Source organism: Pseudomonas sp. CFII68, from assembly GCF_000416195.1.
Classification (GTDB): domain Bacteria; phylum Pseudomonadota; class Gammaproteobacteria; order Pseudomonadales; family Pseudomonadaceae; genus Aquipseudomonas; species Aquipseudomonas kilonensis.
On record NZ_ATLN01000022.1, the window covers coordinates 80,950 to 98,689 of the forward strand.

Here is a 17,740-nt window from a genome sequence, read left to right on the forward strand (position 1 = left end):
AGCGGTAGTCTGGTTAGGGTGTTTTGTATCAGGTAAAAATCGCCACCGTTTGGCGCGCCCAAAGCACGCGGCGGCCACTTTCGTCCCATATCTCCATGTCCTGTAGCGAGTACCCTTCCAGTGCCTGCTGGCTGAAAGAGCTGACGAGGAACCATTCGCCGACAGCGGCTGGCTGCGGCAGGTCAATCATCCAGGACGCGGAGCTGATAGCGGCGGGTTCGGTGAAACAGGTCATGGCGGCCGGCGGCAAACTGTCAGCCAGTGCAATCAGGGCAACGGCCGGGTCCACGCCCTGGGCATCCCGATGGCGGACCCACATCAATAATTCGGGACTTTCAGCACCGGACACCGGCAGCGAACCGCCCGCAGGACGCATCTCGAAGTTATAAGCACAGGCCGGAGCAATCTTGCTGTCCAGCGCCAGGGTGGCGTAGTGGGACGGTCCCGCCACAAACGGCCGGCCCCAGGAATCGTGCGTAATCTTGCTCGCCCGGGGCTGGGCGAACAGCAGGATCGTGCGCAACGCCAGGTCATTGCCCGACAGGCAGTCGACGGATACCGAGGTGACTGATCGCCCTTGGCGCAACACGCTTACATCGAACGTCTGGGCCTGTGTCACCGGGGCGATGAACGACACCTGGGCGGACTTGAACGGAGGAAAGTCGGCTGGACGTTCCCGCAAGACCGCCTGCAACGACAACGCCGCCGAAAGCCCGCCAAAGATGGTACGACCTTGCTGCCAGTTGGGCGGAGAAACAAAGGGGGCGTCTGGATCGAATTGCTGCAGCAGTTTGGCAAAGCTCGTCATACCGACGCCCCAGGCTAAGAGCAGATGCGTCATATTTATTCATGTGACCATTTGTGTCAATGGTCACGAAGTGGATAAATAAAGACGACCATCAACCGCTGAAACAAGAGGTGAATCGGATGGGTAAAGGCGTCGCCTGCAATGGCCGGGGTGCAATCTTCAGCCACAGCTCAAGGCATGAGGCTGCGCAAGATCAGGTTGCAGGTGAGCGTGGGGGCAACCTCGACGTAATCGAGGCTGTACTGCAGCAGCAAGGGATTGACGAAAGGCCGCAGCGCCAGATGGATCGCGTCTACGGTTTCGTCCAATGGCGTCTTGCGTTCGAACTCGCCCAGTTCCCGTCCCTCGCGCACGATTTGCAACACGAAGCTCTTGATCCGAGCGTTATAGACTTGCGAACTGGGCCATTGCTCAGACGCGGAAAACGCCGCAATGTCATAGAGCTTGCGATCATTGAAAAACAGGTTTACGCCTGTGGTAATCAGGGCCTTGACCAGGCGGCGAAAACGCTCCGTCGCTGAAAGCCCGTCTTCGCTGATGGCCTGCTCCACCGCCGCGACGATTTCTGCCAGGCACTGGCTACAGATGGCCTCGCCAATCGCCTGCTTGGAGTCGAAGAACTTGTAGATGTAGGCCTTGGAGAACCCGATGGCCTTGGCCAGGTCGGACACCGTGGTCTTGCCGTAGCCGTATTGACTGAAATGCTCATTGGCCGCCGCGACAATCTGGTTTCGAATGTCGTGATCGGCGGGGCCGCGGGTGCTTGGCGAAAGTATTGAGGGCTGGTTCATGGGAGCAGCTTACGCATCCTGAAGATAGTTGACAACTTGTGACCATGTTTAAAACTCGTCACAAACTGACCATTATCAAGCCACCGGCAGCCCCTAATGTCAGTTGAGCTGCAAACCTGTGGGAGCAAAGCTTGCTCGCGATTGCGGTAAGCCAGCCGACAACGCTATTGACAACTCTGCCGCTATCGCGAGCAAGCTTTGCTCCCACAGATTTATGCCGTTTGCTCCTGACTGATAGGCATTAACCAGCAGCCCCTTCCTTTTATTTCGCGAAGAGCTGGCTCATATCCTTGAACGCCTTGAACTCCAGCGCATTGCCGCAAGGATCGAACAGAAACATCGTGGCCTGCTCCCCCACCTGCCCTTTGAAGCGTATGTAAGGCTCGATCACAAACTCGGTGCCAAAGGATTTCAGCCGCTCGGCCAGCGCCTCCCACTCCTGCCAACCCAGAATGATGCCGAAGTGAGGCACCGGCACGTCGTGCCCATCTACCGGGTTGCTGTGGACGCTCTCTTGGGAAGCGGTCTTCGGCTGTTCATGGATCACCAACTGATGGCCGTAGAAATTGAAGTCGACCCAGTGGGCGCTGGAGCGGCCCTCTTGCAACCCAAACACCTCGCCATAAAAGGCCCGAGCGCCTGGAAGGTCATAAACAGGGATTGCGAGATGGAAGGGAGAAAGGCTCATCATGGCTCCTGTTGCTTTTGTAAGGATCGGGCCATCGTAAGGCCGGGCTCAAAACAAGAAAAACAATATATTTCTCTCAGTAACACAATTAATATTTGTGAATGATCAAAGAACTCAAGACCCTTATCGCCGTAGCACGGGAAGGTACTTTCGCTGCCGCAGGCAATAAAATCGGCCTCACCCAGGCGGCGGTCAGCGCGCAGATCCAGCGTCTGGAGGCCGAGCTTGGCTTCGAGATTTTCGACCGCAAGGGACGCTCGGCTCATCTCAATCGGATGGGCCATCAAATACTCTTGCAAGCCCAGGAATTGTTGCGCCTTTACGACAATCTTGGCGCGAGTCCTGCCGGGCTTGCCCCCAGCGTCCTGGTGAACATTGGCGCTATCGCTTCGGTGCAGCGCTCCTTCCTGCCAGACGCGCTCGCCAGGTTTCACCAGCAATGTCCGCAATGCCGAACGCGGGTCCTTCCTGGCGTATCGATGGAGTTGATCAACCTGGTGGATGCCGGCGAAATCGACATGGCCGCCATCATCCGCCCGCCGTTCTCGCTGCAGAGCGACCTGCGCTGGATGACCCTGGCGCTGGAGCCGTATCGACTGATCGTTCCGAGCACGCTCCCCGGAGACGACTGGGCCGAACTGCTTGGCAGCCAGCCCTTCATTCGTTATGACCGGGCGTCGTTCGGTGGCCGGCAGGTGGACCGTTTCCTGCGCAAGATGCATTTCGCCTTGCATGAAGTCAGCGAGCTGGATGAACTGGAGGCCATCATCAAGCTGGTTGGAAACGGCGTCGGTGTGGCCCTGGTGCCGCAAACCGCGACCCACCGCAAATGGCCAGAAGGTGTGCGCGCCCTCGACCTCGCGGAGCACACCTTCCACCGTGATGTCGGGCTCGTCCATCGGACTCGACCAAGCCTTGCCGAACCGGCGGAGATACTGGTGCAACTGATTGCGGCGCAAGCCCGGGCTGACGTTGGGCTCATCCCATAGCCCTGTCCGCAAAAGAACCCGTGGCGCACGTCCTTCAAACAATCTTCCTCACGACGCTATCGGCCAGTACCACCTGATTGCGGCCCCGCGCCTTGGCGCTGTAAAGGGCTTGATCGGCCTGCTTGAGCAGTTCGTCTGCCGTCCCCTCCTTGATGAACGCCATCACTGCCAGGCCAATACTCACGGTCACCCTGCCGAACGGTGACATTTCGTGGGGCAGTGCCATGTCTTGCGTCGCTTGGCAAATGGCCTGGGCATGCTCCAAGGCCTTGTCGATCCCCGTGGTGGTGGTGATGAGCACAAATTCCTCGCCGCCGTAGCGCGCCACCCGATCACCCGCCCGCAGGGCATGGGTCTTCAGTGCCTGGGCGACCCTGCGCAAGCAGTCGTCACCTGCCTGATGCCCGTAGTGGTCGTTATATTTCTTGAAATAGTCGACGTCGATCAGCATCAGTGACAGCACGGTGCCTGCACGCAAGCTGCGCCGCCATTCACTGTGCAGCACTTCATCGAAATAGCGACGATTGGCAATACCGGTCAAGCCATCGGTGTTGCTCAGCTCATACAATTGTCGATTGGCTTTTTCGAGTTCGGCGGTGCGCCCCTGCACCTTGAGTTCCAGATGTTCATGGGCATCCTGGACCCGCTCGGCCATTGTGGCAAAGGCGCGGGCCAGCTCACCGATTTCGTCAGAGGACTGGGTTGGCAACTGCTGGGCTCGCAGGCGCTCCTTGCTTATCCCAAGGAGTCGCGCCGCCTGGATCAAGCGAAACAGCGGCGCCGCCACCTGCTTTTGCAGAATGGAACGCAAGATGAAGATTTCCACCAACAGGGTCAGCAGCCCAAGAATAACCACGATCGCCAGGTTATCCAGCACCGCCGGGGTCATCAGCTTGCGCGGGTAATGGACAGCGAGCGCCCAAGGCGTATCGGCAATAAGGCCTATCGCGACGATGTCGTCTTGGGTCTGAACGATCCGCGCCTGGCCAGGCGCCAGCGCGGGAACGGCTTCGAGCAACGGGTAGTATTGAGCCATCTTGAGCGACTGGATGGATGCCTTGCCCTCGCTGCTCTTGACCTGTTCCATGACGCCAGGATGGTAGATCAGCGTGCCTTCATCATTGGCGATGAACAGCGTGCTATACGCACCGTGCATGGCGGGCTTGGCGGTACGTTTCATCAACTCATCGAGCAGCACATCGACACAAGCCAGGATACGGTGCTTGCCGGACGCATCGGCCACATCGGGCGTGGCGATGGTCGTCATCCAGGCATTGTTGGAGAAATCCCAATACATGCGGGTAAACAGTGTGTCGTTGCCGGGCGTGCCGAAGCCGCGTTCAAAGAACTCATAAGTTTCCAGCTTGAGGGCTTCGGGCCCCGAGTAGGTGAACACCTTGGCGATGTCGGCGTCCTGATAGATGGGGAAGCCTTTTTCGGGCACCACGCCGTAGAAATTGAATAGACGGCCCTTGGTGCTGGAACCGTACTTGTGGGACAGGATGTAGGACAGGGCAAACCGCGCCTTGGTGTCGTCGTTGGGCGCGATGTCAGGCGCGTAGGTCGCAGACATCTCGGCAAAGCGGCGCCCGTCGGCCAACGGTTGGCCTTCGAACAGCTGAGGGCGCTGCGTATAGGAGCCGTCTTCGTGACGGTAGAATATCTGCTGGAAGTCGTTCACCAGCCTGGCTTGCATGCCAGGGCGAGACAGGATTTCCTTGAACTCATTGAGAAAGTTCTGTTGCAGATCCTTGATTTCACGAAACGGCAAGGCTTCGCGCTGCAAGGACTGCTCGGTAGACAACAGCAACTGCCCGGTTACCTCTCTTTCGATCGAGGTGGAGTTGACATAGTAGGAAATCGCCCCCGCGCTCAACGACACCAAGCCAATGCGAAATATGGCAAGACGCAGCGCGCGTGTCGTAAGCGAGTGCTTACGGGAGATGACCTCATGGGATTCTTGCACCATCTATCGACTTCCTTTACTGACCCAGCACCGAACCCTGTGATCCCCCTTTTATGCATAGGGCGATGACGCTTGATCGGTAAAGCTGGGTTACTGCCGAGGGCCAGAGATTTACCCCCTCTCGATATGTAACGGGCCCGCTCCTCCGTTACTTGAGCGGTTTGCCGATAAATAAAGTGGTGGACATTCCAATCATCCACATGGGTGCCACCGGCCGTTGAATTAACCGCCTTGATCCGGTATCGACTCAAGGTTTTTATCGACGGGATGATCTATACCTTCAGAGACACGCGGTCAGGCCAATGCAACAGACTGACGTGTCCAGATAAACGACTGTGGCGAACCCGCGTGGGATGCGCCGTATCACATAAAATCGGCCTGCATCACGCTGTTCCCGGCGCCGCCTCGTAGAATGACGCCCCCACCTTCCCATGCCTGAAGTATCGATCATGAGCCCGAGTAAACGCGTCTTGAATGCACCCACCAGAGCGCTATCCAGGCTTTGTCTGTTGTTACTGCTGTTGGTTGTCAGCAACGCACGCGGTGAACCCTTGGAGATAGAACTGCATATCCTCGACGCGCCGCCGCTGACGTTCGTCAACGACCCGAGGGGCCACGGCATCGTTGGCGATGTCGCCGTGGCGGCCATGACCAAGGCCGGGTACGCCGTGAAAGTCCATCTACTCCCCTGGGCCAGGGCACAGAAACACGTCAGTGAAGAACATGACCACTTGATCGCGCCACTGTCGCGCATCCCCACCCGCGAGGATCGCTTCACCTGGATCGCCTCGATCATGCCCATGGAGCGCGCTTTTTTCAGCCTTGAGCGGCGCGTGAGCAGCTTCGCCCAAGCGAAAGAAACCTACCGCAAGATCGGCGTCGGCCTGGGCAGCGCCCAAGCAGATATCCTGCACACGGAAGGGTTCAGCGATGAGCAGATCTATCCGCTGGCCATCGGCGACAACCCCGCCCAGATGCTGTTGATGGGGCGTATCGATGCCTGGTTCAACGGCGTGCCGGAGAGTCTGTACATCTGGCCGAAGGTGTCCAAGCGCAAACTGCTCATGAGTAAGGTCGGCAGCAGCGCTGACCTTTACCTGGCCTGCTCGAAGCAATGCACGCCAAAAATGGTCGAGGATTTGCGCAAAGCGGTTGAAGCGCTTCGCGCGGATGGAACCATCAAGCGGGTCCATGACATCTACTTGCCGCAGTAGACTGCAATCATCAATACATTTGATAGCAAGCGCTCTTACTCTCGTTCGACCGTAGGAGCTGTGTAGGAGCTGTGTAGGAGCTGTCGAGTGCAACGAGGCTGCGATCTTTCCACAACCAATTGAGTCCAGAGCGAAAGATCAAGGTCAAAAGATCGCAGGCTTCGCCAGCTCCTACAGAACCCCGCGGGAGCAAGCTCCCTCGCCACGGCTTCCCTTGCTTGTCCAAAGTGCCCCGCACTGCCGGACTAGAGGCCTTATCGATGGCTTATATCATTCTGAATGATAGTTACCTTTGCTTCATTCGATTCGTTCCTCTGCCTTGCGCCACGCATCATCCGCCCATTCTCAATACATTGGCGGATGCTATCCATGGAACATTCACTTTCAAAACTGCGTTTTCCCCTCGCGCTGCTGGCGGTGCTGGTGATGAGCGCTTGCGGCAAGACTCCCGACACGGCAGCGTCCATGCCGCCGGCCAAAGTCAGTGTGGCCAAGGTATTGGAGCAACCTGTCAACGAATGGGATGAGTTCACCGGGCGCCTTGAAGCGCCGGAAACCGTCGAGATCCGCCCACGGGTTTCCGGGCAGATCGACGAAGTGGCCTTCACCGAAGGTGCGCTGGTCAAGAAAGGCGACCTGTTGTTCCAGATCGACCCACGCCCCTTCCAGGCTGAAGTACGTCGTCTCGAAGCCCAACTGGCCCAAGCCCGCGCCACCGCCACCCGCAGCGAAAACGAAGCCCAGCGTGGCGAACGCCTGCGCTTGAGCAATGCCATTTCCGCCGAGCTGGCCGACTCGCGCACCAGCGCCGCCCAGGAAGCCCGCGCTGCCGCTGCGGCCATCCAGGCACAATTGGACCTGGCCAAGCTGAACCTGAGCTTCACCCGGGTGACCTCGCCCATCAGCGGTCGCGTCAGCCGGGCGGCCATCACCGCCGGCAACCTGGTGACCGCCGACGTCACGCCGCTCACCAGCGTGGTCTCCACGGACAAGGTCTACGCCTACTTCGATGCCGACGAACGTGTCTTCCTCAAGTACACCCAACTTGCCCGCCAGGGCCAGCGCGGCCAGGCCACACCGGTCTACATGGGCCTGTCCAACGAAGACGGCAACCCGCACCAGGGCCAGATGAACTTCGTCGACAACCAGGTCAACCCGCAGACCGGCACCATCCGCGGTCGCGCCGTGTTCGACAACAAGGACGGCGCCTACACCCCAGGCCTGTATGCCCGCCTGAAACTGGTGGGCAGCGGCACCTACTCCGCCGTGCTGATCAACGACGAAGCCGTGGGCACCGACCTGGGCAAGAAATTCGTGCTGGTGATGGATGCCGAGAACAAGCCGGCCTACCGCGCCGTCGAGCTGGGGCCGAAGATCGAAGGCCTGCGCATCGTGCGCAGCGGCCTGAACAAAGACGACACCATTATCGTCAAGGGGCTGCAACGGGCTCGTCCGGGCGCACCGGTCACGCCTGAAACCGTGCCGATGGCCAGCGACGAAACCATTGCCGCCCTGGCACAACAACGTAAAGCGCTCGAAGCCAGCAACCTGCCCCAAGTCGCGCCGTCCAAGGCCGCGTCAGGATCGGCAGGCAAACTGGCCGCTGCGACCCCACGCGGTTAAGGGACTGAATCCAAGATGAAATTTTCCCAGTTCTTCATTTCGCGGCCGATCTTCGCAGCAGTGCTTTCGCTGCTGATCCTGATCGCCGGCGCCATCTCGCTGTTCCAATTGCCGATCAGCGAATACCCGGAAGTCGTGCCGCCGACCGTGGTCGTGCGCGCCAACTTCCCGGGCGCCAACCCCAAGGTCATCGGCGAGACCGTGGCCGCGCCCCTGGAGCAAGCCATCACCGGCGTCGAGAACATGTTGTACATGTCTTCGCAGTCCACCGCTGACGGCAAGATCACCCTGACCATCACCTTCGCCCTGGGCACCGACCTGGACAACGCCCAGGTGCAGGTGCAGAACCGCGTCACCCGGACCGAGCCCAAGCTGCCGGAAGAAGTGACCCGGATCGGCATCACGGTGGACAAGGCGTCGCCCGACCTGACCATGGTCGTGCACTTGACCTCGCCGGACAAACGCTACGACATGCTCTACCTGTCCAACTACGCCCTGCTCAACATCAAGGATGAGCTGGCGCGCCTGGGCGGCGTGGGTGATGTGCAGCTGTTCGGCATGGGCGACTACTCCCTGCGGGTCTGGCTGGATCCGAACAAGACCGCTTCGCGCAACCTGACCGCCACCGACGTGGTCACGGCGATCCGTGAACAGAACCGCCAGGTGGCTGCCGGTGCCCTGGGTGCGCCGCCAGCACCCAATGCCCAGGCTTTCCAGCTCTCGATCAACACCCAGGGTCGCCTGGTGAACGAGGAAGAGTTCGAAAACATCATCATTCGTTCCGGCGCCAACGGCGAGATCACTCGCCTAAAGGACATCGCCCGGGTCGAACTGGGTTCCAGCCAATACGCCCTGCGTTCGCTGCTGGACAACCAGCCGGCGGTGGCGATCCCGATCTTCCAGCGTCCAGGCTCCAACGCCATCCAGATTTCCAACGACGTCCGCGAGAAGATGGATGAGTTGAAGAAGGGCTTCCCGGCCGGGATGGACTACAGCATCGTCTATGACCCGACGATCTTCGTCCGGGGCTCCATCGAGGCAGTGGTGCATACCCTGTTCGAAGCACTGATTCTCGTGGTGCTGGTGGTGATCCTGTTCCTGCAGACCTGGCGCGCCTCGATCATTCCATTGGTGGCCGTGCCGGTTTCGCTGATCGGTACGTTCGCGGTGATGCACCTGTTTGGCTTCTCGTTGAACGCCCTCTCGCTGTTCGGCCTGGTACTGGCGATCGGTATCGTGGTGGACGACGCGATCGTGGTGGTGGAGAACGTCGAGCGAAACATCGAACTGGGGCTCACCCCCGTGGAGGCGACAAAGCGCGCCATGGGCGAAGTGACCGGCCCGATCATCGCCACCGCCCTGGTGCTATGCGCGGTCTTCGTTCCGGCGGCGTTCATCAGTGGCTTGACCGGGCAGTTCTATAAGCAGTTCGCCCTGACCATTGCCATCTCCACGGTGATTTCGGCAGTCAACTCCCTGACCCTGTCACCGGCCCTGGCTGCCGTGCTGCTCAAGGGCCATGACGCGCCCAAGGACCGTTTTTCCAAGTTCCTGGACAAGGTTTTCGGCGGCTGGCTGTTCCGTCCGTTCAACCGCTTCTTCGAACGTGCCAGCCACGGTTACGTGGGCACCGTCGCTCGGGTGATCCGCAGCAGTGGCATCGCCCTGGTGCTCTATGCGGGCCTGATGGTGTTGACTTTCTTCGGCTTCTCCAACACCCCGACCGGCTTCGTACCCGGCCAGGACAAGCAATACCTGGTGGCCTTCGCCCAACTGCCGGATGCCGCGAGCCTGGATCGCACCGAAGACGTGATCAAGCGCATGTCGGACCTGGCCCTCAAGCAACCGGGCGTTGAAAGCGCCGTGGCCTTCCCGGGCCTGTCGATCAACGGTTTCACCAACAGCCCGAACGCCGGCATCGTGTTCGTGACCCTCAAGCCCTTCGACGAGCGCAAGGACCCGAGCATGTCGGCCGGCGCCATCGCCGGCGCCTTGAACGGCCAGTACGCCGGGATCCAGGAAGCCTACATGGCGATCTTCCCGCCGCCGCCGGTACAGGGCCTGGGCACGATCGGTGGTTTCCGCCTGCAAATCGAAGACCGGGGCAACCTGGGCTACGACGAGCTGTACAAAGAAACCATGAACATCATTACCAAGAGCCAGAACGTGCCGGAACTGGCCGGGTTGTTCACCAGCTACACCGTGAACGTGCCCCAGGTCGATGCCGCCATCGACCGTGAAAAAGCCAAGACCCACGGCGTGGCCGTCAGCGACATCTTCGACACCCTGCAGATCTACCTGGGTTCGTTGTATGCCAACGACTTCAACCGCTTCGGCCGTACCTACCAGGTCAACGTCCAGGCTGAGCAGCAGTTCCGTCTCGAGTCGGACCAGATCGGCCAGCTCAAGGTGCGCAACAACCGTGGCGAGATGATCCCGCTGGCGACCTTCATCAAGGTCAGCGACACCTCGGGGCCAGACCGCGTGATGCACTACAACGGTTTCATCACGGCCGAAATCAACGGTGCCGCCGCCCCGGGCTACAGCTCCGGCCAGGCTGAAAAGGCCATCGAGAAACTGCTCAAGGACGAATTGCCCAACGGCATGACCTACGAGTGGACCGACCTGACCTACCAGCAGATCCTCTCGGGCAACACCGCGCTGTTCGTGTTCCCGCTCTGCGTACTGCTGGCGTTCCTGGTGCTCGCGGCGCAGTACGAAAGCTGGAGCCTGCCATTGGCGGTGATCCTGATCGTACCGATGACCCTGTTGTCGGCGATTACCGGGGTGATTCTCTCCGGTGGCGACAACAACATCTTTACCCAGATCGGCTTGATCGTACTGGTGGGACTTGCCTGCAAGAACGCGATTCTGATCGTCGAGTTCGCCAAGGATAAACAGCTCGAAGGCATGAACCCGCTGGCGGCGGTCCTCGAAGCGTGCCGCCTGCGTCTGCGGCCGATCCTGATGACCTCTTTCGCCTTCATCATGGGCGTGGTGCCCTTGGTGTTCTCCAGCGGCGCAGGTGCGGAAATGCGCCACGCCATGGGTGTGGCGGTGTTCTCCGGGATGCTCGGCGTGACCTTCTTCGGCCTGCTGCTCACCCCTGTGTTCTATGTACTGATCCGCAACTTCGTCGAGCGCAGCGAGGCCCGCAAAGCGGCCCGGGCTTTGAAACTGGAGGCGCAACAATGAGTTTGAAAGCGTTCGTGCCGAGCTTGCTGGTGTTGGCCTTGAGTGCCTGTGCCGTGGGCCCGGACTACAAGGCCCCGCAAACGGAGGCGGCGAACATCACCACCGCCACCGACGGCGCCGCCGGCCAGAAGAACTTCGACCGAGCCCGTTTCGAAGGCATCTGGTGGCAGCAGTTCGACGACCCGACCCTAAACGCGTTGGTGACCCGCTCGCTGGAAGGCAACCGCGAGTTGCGCGTGGCTTTCGCCCGCTTGCGGGCCGCCCGGGCGATTCGCGATGACGCCAGCAATGACGCCATGCCGACCATTACCAGCCGCGCCAGCAGCGAACTGGGCAAAGGCCAGAACCCGATGGGGCAAACGGACGACCGGGTCAACTCCGAGCGTTACGACCTGGGCCTGGACATGGCCTGGGAGCTGGACTTGTTCGGGCGCATCCAGCGTAACCTGGAAGCCACCGATGCCGACCAGCAGGCAGTCGAAGCCGATCTCTACCAGTTGCAGGTGACGATGATCGCCGAACTGGTGGATGCCTACGGTCAATTGCGCGGCGCCCAACTGCGGGAAAAGATCGCCCTGGCGAACCTCAAGAACCAGCAGGATTCGCGCAAGATCACCGAAAGCCTGCGTGATGCCGGCGTCGGCGATCAGCTCGATGTGGTGCGTGCCGATGCCCGCCTGGCCGCGGTGGAAGCCAGCGTGCCGCAGCTGCAGGGCGAACAGGTGCGCCAACGCAATCGCATCGCCACGTTGCTGGGCGAGCGTCCGGACAAACTCAGTGTGGACCTGAGCCCGAAACAGTTGCCCGCCATCGCCAAGGCCCTGCCCATCGGCGATCCGGGTGAACTGCTGCAACGGCGCCCGGACATTCTCAGTGCCGAACGCCAGTTGGCCGCTGCCACGGCGCGCATCGGCGTGGCCAAGGCCGACCTGTTCCCACGGGTCAGCCTGAGCGGTTTCCTTGGCTTCACGGCTGGACGCGGTTCGCAGATCGGCTCCTCGGCGGCCAACGCCTGGGCGCTGGGCCCGAGCATTACCTGGGCGGCTTTCGACCTGGGCAGCGTGCGGGCTCGCTTGCGCGGTGCCGACGCCGAAGCGGACGGCGCCTTGGCGACCTACGAACAGCAAGTGCTGCTGGCCCTGGAAGAATCGGAAAACGCCTTCAGCGACTACGGCAAGCGCCAACAACGGCTGATCTCGCTGATCCGCCAGAGTGAATCGAGCCGCGCCGCCGCCGACCTGGCCGAGATTCGCTACCGCGAAGGCACCGAGGACTTCCTCGTGCTGCTCGACGCCCAGCGCGAACGCCTGGCCGCCGAAGACACCCAGGCCCAGGCCGAAGTGGACCTGTACCGCGGCATCGTCGCGATCTACAAGGCCCTGGGCGGCGGCTGGAAGCCGGAGACCGTTGCCAGCAACTGATCCCCCCTGCTCAACCGAGCTCCTTTGGTTGGCCGCAACCAGCCAAATTTTTGCCCCGCCTCTCATTTGGACGCGGGGCTTTTTTTCGGCTGACGCTAACCTCCACCTCCTCCTGTAGGAGCACCCTGTGGGAGCAAAGCTTGCTGAGGACAACCCTGTGGGAGCAAAGCTTGCTCGCGATAGCGGTGTGTCAGTTACGTTGATGCTAAATGTGCCGCCCTCATCGCGGGCAAGCCTTGCTCCCACATTGACTCGGGCAAACTTACCCTGGGCGCATGAGATGCTTCACAGGGTTTGACTCAAGCCCTTACCTGACCGAAGCTTGCGACATTTCACGCTTCTGGTAATGGATTCCCTGCATGCTCTCGCCTCGCCGCCGCTTTCTGCTCCTCAGCCTCTGTGTCCTGTTGTTGATCGGTCTTGTCGCGGTGTGGCTACGCAGCACCACGCCGCAAATCCCCGAAGCGATCAAGCGTGGCTACAGTGATGCCTTGGAAAACGCCCGTAATGGGCAGCCAGGGGCGGCACGGATGCTTTACCAGCAATTGGGGCGTCCGGACCTCTCGCCCAAGCGCCGCGTATGGCTGCACGCCGAACTGCCCAACTACCCCAGCCCTCAAGCCCTGAAACTGGCGGACGCGGACCTGCACAGCGAATCGCCGGACGTGCGTCGAGCCGCCATCGGCAGCATCGTCGGGCTGGTGCCGACCGGCCAGCGCAGCCTGTTGCTCGGCCCGCTCCTGGATGATGATGACCAGAACGTCCGATTCGCCGCCGTGAACGCGCTGCTGGGCTTGTCGCCGGATGACCTCGGCTTGTATTTCGGGGCGATGCAGTTAGCCATCGACACCTGGGAACAGGTGCTCGAGGACGGTCCGAAAACCGCTGAGACCCACTACCAGCTCGCCCGACTGCACCTGCACAACGCCGAACTGAAGAAAGCCCAACTGGCGCTTGAGCAGACTTTGCGCCTGCAACCGAACAACCTGCCGGCGCTGGTCATGCAGATCGAAGTGCTGGACAAACAAGGCCAGGGCGAAGCCGCACGACAATTGCTCGCCCGACAGTTGCAGACCCAGCCAGCGTCGGCTTATCTGCAACATGCGCTGGGCATGTGGCTGCTGCAACACGGTCAGAACGAGTATGCGCTGCTTGGCTTGGCAAAAGCCGTGGAACTGGAGCCCGAGAACCGCCATTACCGCTATGACCTGGCGACCACCCTGCATGCCGAGCAGGAAGTGGAAGCGGCGCAGAAACAGTTGCAGGAAATCGTCCAGCGCTACCCCGCCGACCGCAAGGCACGGGTGCTGCTGATCAACTATTGGCAGGAGACCGGCCAGTTGCAGAATGTTCAAGTCCTGCTGGCGCAACTTGAACAATTGAACCCTGACGACCCGGCGCTGCAACAAGGCCTGTAGGCGCTGCCGAAGGCTCGGGCCGCGTTCGGACGATCTTTTGATCTTAATCTTTCGCTTGCGACTCAATTGTCTGGGACAAGATCGCAGCCTAGCTTCGCTCGACAGCTCCTACAAAGTTGTGCAGCACACCGCGTTTTATCGATATAAGCGGAACCGCCATCACCGCCAAGGGTCAAGTGTTCAGGCAGTTGAATTCAGGCGTTACCCCGCCTGCTGCCCACTTCCCTAGTCATGAGAGGGCTATTTTTGTCTACATCTAACGAGTTGATCAGTGCAAAAGCCGCCACCGGCATCGAAGGACTGGACGACGTCCTTTCCGGTGGTTTGTCCCGCGGCCATGTGTTCCTGCTTGAGGGGGAACCGGGGACTGGTAAGACCACGGTCGCGCTGCATTTTCTGTTGGCCGGCGCCAAGGCTGGCGAGCGCTCGTTGTACATCACGCTATCGGAAACCGAGCGTGAACTGCGTCAGGGCGCAACCTCCCACGGGTGGACGCTGGACGACAATATTCATATTTTCGAGCTGACCCCACCCGAAAGCCTGCTCAATGCCGAGCACCAGCAAAGCTTGCTGTACTCCTCGGACCTGGAGCTGGGCGAGGCGACCCGGCAGATCTTCGAAGTGGTCGAACGGGTCAAGCCAACCCGGGTGGTGCTCGACAGCCTCTCGGAGATTCGCCTGCTGGCGCAAAGCTCCCTGCGCTATCGGCGCCAGATCCTCGCGATCAAGCACTACTTCGTGCGCTACGACGCCACGGTCCTGTTGCTCGACGACCTGACCACCGAGTCCCTGGACAAGACCGTGCACAGCGTCGCCCACGGGGTGATTCGCCTGGAAGAACTGACGCCCAACTATGGCGCCGAACGGCGGCGGATCCGAGTGGTCAAGTATCGCGGGCAGAAATACCGCGGCGGTTACCATGACTTCACCATCATGGGTGACGGCGTGCACGTCTTCCCACGCCTGGTGGCCGCCGAACACCGCGGCCAGTACCTGCGCCAACAACTCTCCAGCGGCATCGGCGAACTGGACTCGCTGCTGGGCGGCGGTATCGAGACTGGTTCCAGCACGTTGATCCTGGGCCCGGCGGGGACCGGCAAGTCGCTGATAGCACTGATTTTTGCCGCCGCCGCTGTGCGCCGCGGCGAGAAGGCCGCGCTGTTCATCTTCGATGAAGAACTGGGCTTGTTGTTCGAACGCATGAAAAACATCGGTATCGATCTACAAGCCCTGCAAGAGACCGGCAACCTGCTGATCGAACAAGTGGACGCCGCCGAGCTGTCCCCTGGCGAGTTCTCCCACCGCGTGCGCCGTTGCGTCGATGAGGGCGACATCAAGACCGTGGTCATCGACAGCATCAACGGTTACCAGGCGGCCATGCCGGAAGAGAATGCCCTGGTGCTGCACATGCATGAATTGTTGCTCTATCTCAACCGCAAGGGCGCGGCGACCTTCATGACCGTAGCCCAGCACGGCCTGGTCGGCGACATGCAGGCGCCCGTGGACATTACTTACCTGGCTGACACGGTGATTCTTTTGCGTTATTTCGAAGCGCTGGGCAAGGTTCGTCGGGCGATTTCCATCATCAAGAAACGTACGGGCAGCCATGAGTCGACCATCCGCGAATACCGCATCAGCGGCTTGGGCATGACCATCGGCGAACCGCTCGAAGCGTTCCAAGGCGTCTTGCGAGGGGTTCCCACTTACATGGGCGAGAGCAACCCGTTGCTCGGGGATGAACACCGGTGACGCTGGCCGAGCCCCTGTCCGAACGGGCGCTGATCCTCGCGCCGCTGGGACGGGACAGCCAGATCGCCTTGATGATCCTCAATGAAGCCGGTTTCGCCGGCCTCATTTGCCGTCATCTGGGCCATTTGTGCGAAGAATTGGAAAAAGGTGCCGGCCTGCTGGTGATTTCCTCGGAAGCCCTGGTGGGGCCCGATCTGGAAGCGCTGTTCCTGCACATCGAGCAGCAGCCGGCCTGGTCTGACCTGCCCATTGTCTTGCTGACCCATCACGGCGGCCCGGAACAGAACCCGGCGGCGCGTATCGGTACACAACTGGGCAACGTGACCTTTCTCGAGCGCCCTTTCCACCCGGTGACCCTGATCAGCCTGGTGACCACCGCCCTGCGCGGCCGTCGAAGGCAGTACGAAGCCCGCGACCGCCTGATCGACCTCAGCAACAGCGAACTGCGCCTGCAAACCACCCTTGAAACCCTCGAACAGCAAGTGGAAGAACGCACCGCCCAGTTGCGCCATAACGAAGAAGCCCTGCGCCAGTCGCAGAAAATGGAAGCGGTCGGCCAGCTCACCGGCGGTATCGCCCACGACTTCAACAACATGCTCACAGGGATCATCGGCAGCCTCGAACTGCTGCGCCGACGTCTGGCCCGGGGCCGCACCGAAGACCTGGACAGCCTGATCGACCTGGGCGTGACCTCGGCCAACCGCGCCGCCGGCCTGACCCATCGCCTGCTGGCGTTTTCCCGTCGGCAATCACTGGACTCCAAGGCCGTCCAGATGAACACGCTGGTGCTGTCCATGGGCGAGTTGCTGCAACGCAGCCTCAACGAAAGTATCCGCCTGGACATGCGGCTGGACGAACAGCTCTGGGTCGCCGAAGCCGACCCCAACCAACTGGAAAGCGCCCTGCTCAACCTGGTCCTCAACGCCCGGGATGCCATGCCCAACGGCGGGAACCTGGTGGTACAGACCTGCAACCAGCACCTGGACGCCGATTTCACCGACGCCTACACCAACCTGGAACCCGGCGACTATGTGGTGCTGAGCGTGCAGGACAGCGGTTGCGGCATGCCCGAAGCGATCATCGGTCGCGCGTTCGATCCGTTCTTCACCACCAAGCCAATCGGCCAGGGTACCGGGTTGGGCCTGTCGATGATCTATGGGTTCAGCAAGCAATCGCGTGGCCATGTGACCATCGACAGCGAAGTCGACAAAGGCACCACCGTGAACCTTTACCTGCCGCGCTTTCGCGGTGAGGAAATACACGAACCTCAGGTCACCACCCCACACGCACCCTATGCGCAGGACGGTGAGACCGTGCTGATCGTCGAGGACGATCCAGCGGTGCGAGTGCTGGTGAGCGCGGTGTTGAGCGAGCTGGGCTATGCCTTTGTGGAAGCGGCCGACGCCAACAGCGCAATACCGATCCTCCAGTCAGGCCAACGCATCGACCTGCTGATCAGCGACGTGGGCCTGCCCGGCATGAATGGCCGGCAACTGGCGGAAATCGGCCGGCAGATCCGCCCGGACCTGCGGGTGCTGTTCATCACCGGTTATGCGGAACACGCAGCGGTACGCGGCGGCTTCCTGGACCCGGGGATGCAGATGATCACCAAGCCGTTCACGTTTGATTTGTTGACGGCCAAGGTGCGGGAGATGATCACGGTTCCTTGATTCAGTGAGAGGGCCCTTAACTCTGTGGGAAGATCCTTAACTCTGTGGGAAGATCCTTGATTCTGTGGGAAGATCCTTGATTCTGTGGGAAGATCCTTGATTCTGTGGGAGCAAAGCTTGCTCGCGATGAAGTCACCTCGGTTTCAGAAAGACCGAGCAGCCCTCATCGCGGGCAAGCCTTGCTCCCACAAAAGCCTTGCCCAATCCA

The 17,740-nt window shown here is 60.6% G+C and carries 12 protein-coding genes; 8 read left to right on the plus strand and 4 right to left on the minus strand.

Going from position 1 to position 17,740, the window contains the following annotated elements:
• Positions 1–28: 28 nt before the first annotated feature.
• The 3 genes from CFII68_RS23505 to CFII68_RS23495 all read right to left on the minus strand — a co-directional run bounded on the left by CFII68_RS23505 (position 29) and on the right by CFII68_RS23495 (position 2,287).
• The gene (locus CFII68_RS23505) at positions 29–808 is read right to left on the minus strand and encodes a thioesterase family protein (RefSeq protein WP_018601469.1); all 780 of its coding nucleotides are present in this window, start codon (positions 806–808) and stop codon (positions 29–31) included.
• 170 nt (positions 809–978) lie between these two features.
• On the minus strand, positions 979–1,599 hold the full coding sequence (locus tag CFII68_RS23500) for a TetR/AcrR family transcriptional regulator (protein ID WP_018601471.1): 621 nt from the start codon (positions 1,597–1,599) through the stop codon (positions 979–981).
• Positions 1,600–1,861: 262 nt separating this feature from the next.
• On the minus strand, positions 1,862–2,287 hold the full coding sequence (locus tag CFII68_RS23495; RefSeq protein ID WP_018601473.1) for a VOC family protein: 426 nt from the start codon (positions 2,285–2,287) through the stop codon (positions 1,862–1,864).
• Positions 2,288–2,388: 101 nt separating this feature from the next.
• On the opposite strand from CFII68_RS23495, the gene CFII68_RS0125760 reads away from it, so the two are divergent.
• Entirely contained in the window at positions 2,389–3,276 is an 888-nt protein-coding gene (locus tag CFII68_RS0125760) for a LysR substrate-binding domain-containing protein (protein ID WP_033062392.1), read from the plus strand.
• A 34-nt stretch (positions 3,277–3,310) separates the two neighbouring features.
• Here the strand turns inward: CFII68_RS0125760 and CFII68_RS23490 are convergent, their stop codons facing one another.
• Positions 3,311–5,245 (minus strand): GGDEF domain-containing protein, encoded by a 1,935-nt coding sequence (locus CFII68_RS23490; RefSeq protein ID WP_018601479.1) that lies wholly within the window; start codon positions 5,243–5,245, stop codon positions 3,311–3,313.
• 446 nt (positions 5,246–5,691) lie between these two features.
• On the opposite strand from CFII68_RS23490, the gene CFII68_RS23485 reads away from it, so the two are divergent.
• The 7 genes from CFII68_RS23485 to CFII68_RS23455 all read left to right on the plus strand — a co-directional run bounded on the left by CFII68_RS23485 (position 5,692) and on the right by CFII68_RS23455 (position 17,532).
• A complete protein-coding gene (locus tag CFII68_RS23485; protein WP_033062410.1) occupies positions 5,692–6,456 on the plus strand; it encodes an ABC transporter substrate-binding protein in 765 nt (254 codons plus the stop codon).
• Positions 6,457–6,825: 369 nt separating this feature from the next.
• Positions 6,826–8,079: a multidrug efflux RND transporter periplasmic adaptor subunit MexE gene (gene mexE / locus CFII68_RS23480; RefSeq protein ID WP_018601483.1), complete on the plus strand. Its 1,254-nt coding sequence runs from the start codon at positions 6,826–6,828 to the stop codon at positions 8,077–8,079.
• 15 nt (positions 8,080–8,094) lie between these two features.
• A complete protein-coding gene (locus tag CFII68_RS23475) occupies positions 8,095–11,274 on the plus strand; it encodes an efflux RND transporter permease subunit (RefSeq protein ID WP_018601485.1) in 3,180 nt (1,059 codons plus the stop codon).
• The gene (locus CFII68_RS23470) at positions 11,271–12,695 is read left to right on the plus strand and encodes an efflux transporter outer membrane subunit (protein ID WP_018601488.1); all 1,425 of its coding nucleotides are present in this window, start codon (positions 11,271–11,273) and stop codon (positions 12,693–12,695) included. Before CFII68_RS23475 ends, CFII68_RS23470 begins: the two co-directional genes overlap by 4 nt.
• Positions 12,696–13,054: 359 nt before the next feature.
• A complete protein-coding gene (locus CFII68_RS23465) occupies positions 13,055–14,113 on the plus strand; it encodes a lipopolysaccharide assembly protein LapB (protein ID WP_018601490.1) in 1,059 nt (352 codons plus the stop codon).
• A gap of 246 nt (positions 14,114–14,359) precedes the next feature.
• A complete protein-coding gene (locus CFII68_RS23460) occupies positions 14,360–15,862 on the plus strand; it encodes an ATPase domain-containing protein (protein ID WP_033062393.1) in 1,503 nt (500 codons plus the stop codon).
• Complete coding sequence (locus CFII68_RS23455) at positions 15,859–17,532, plus strand: response regulator (protein ID WP_018601495.1); 1,674 nt, start codon at positions 15,859–15,861, stop codon at positions 17,530–17,532. Before CFII68_RS23460 ends, CFII68_RS23455 begins: the two co-directional genes overlap by 4 nt.
• The last annotated feature ends 208 nt before the right edge of the window (positions 17,533–17,740 follow it).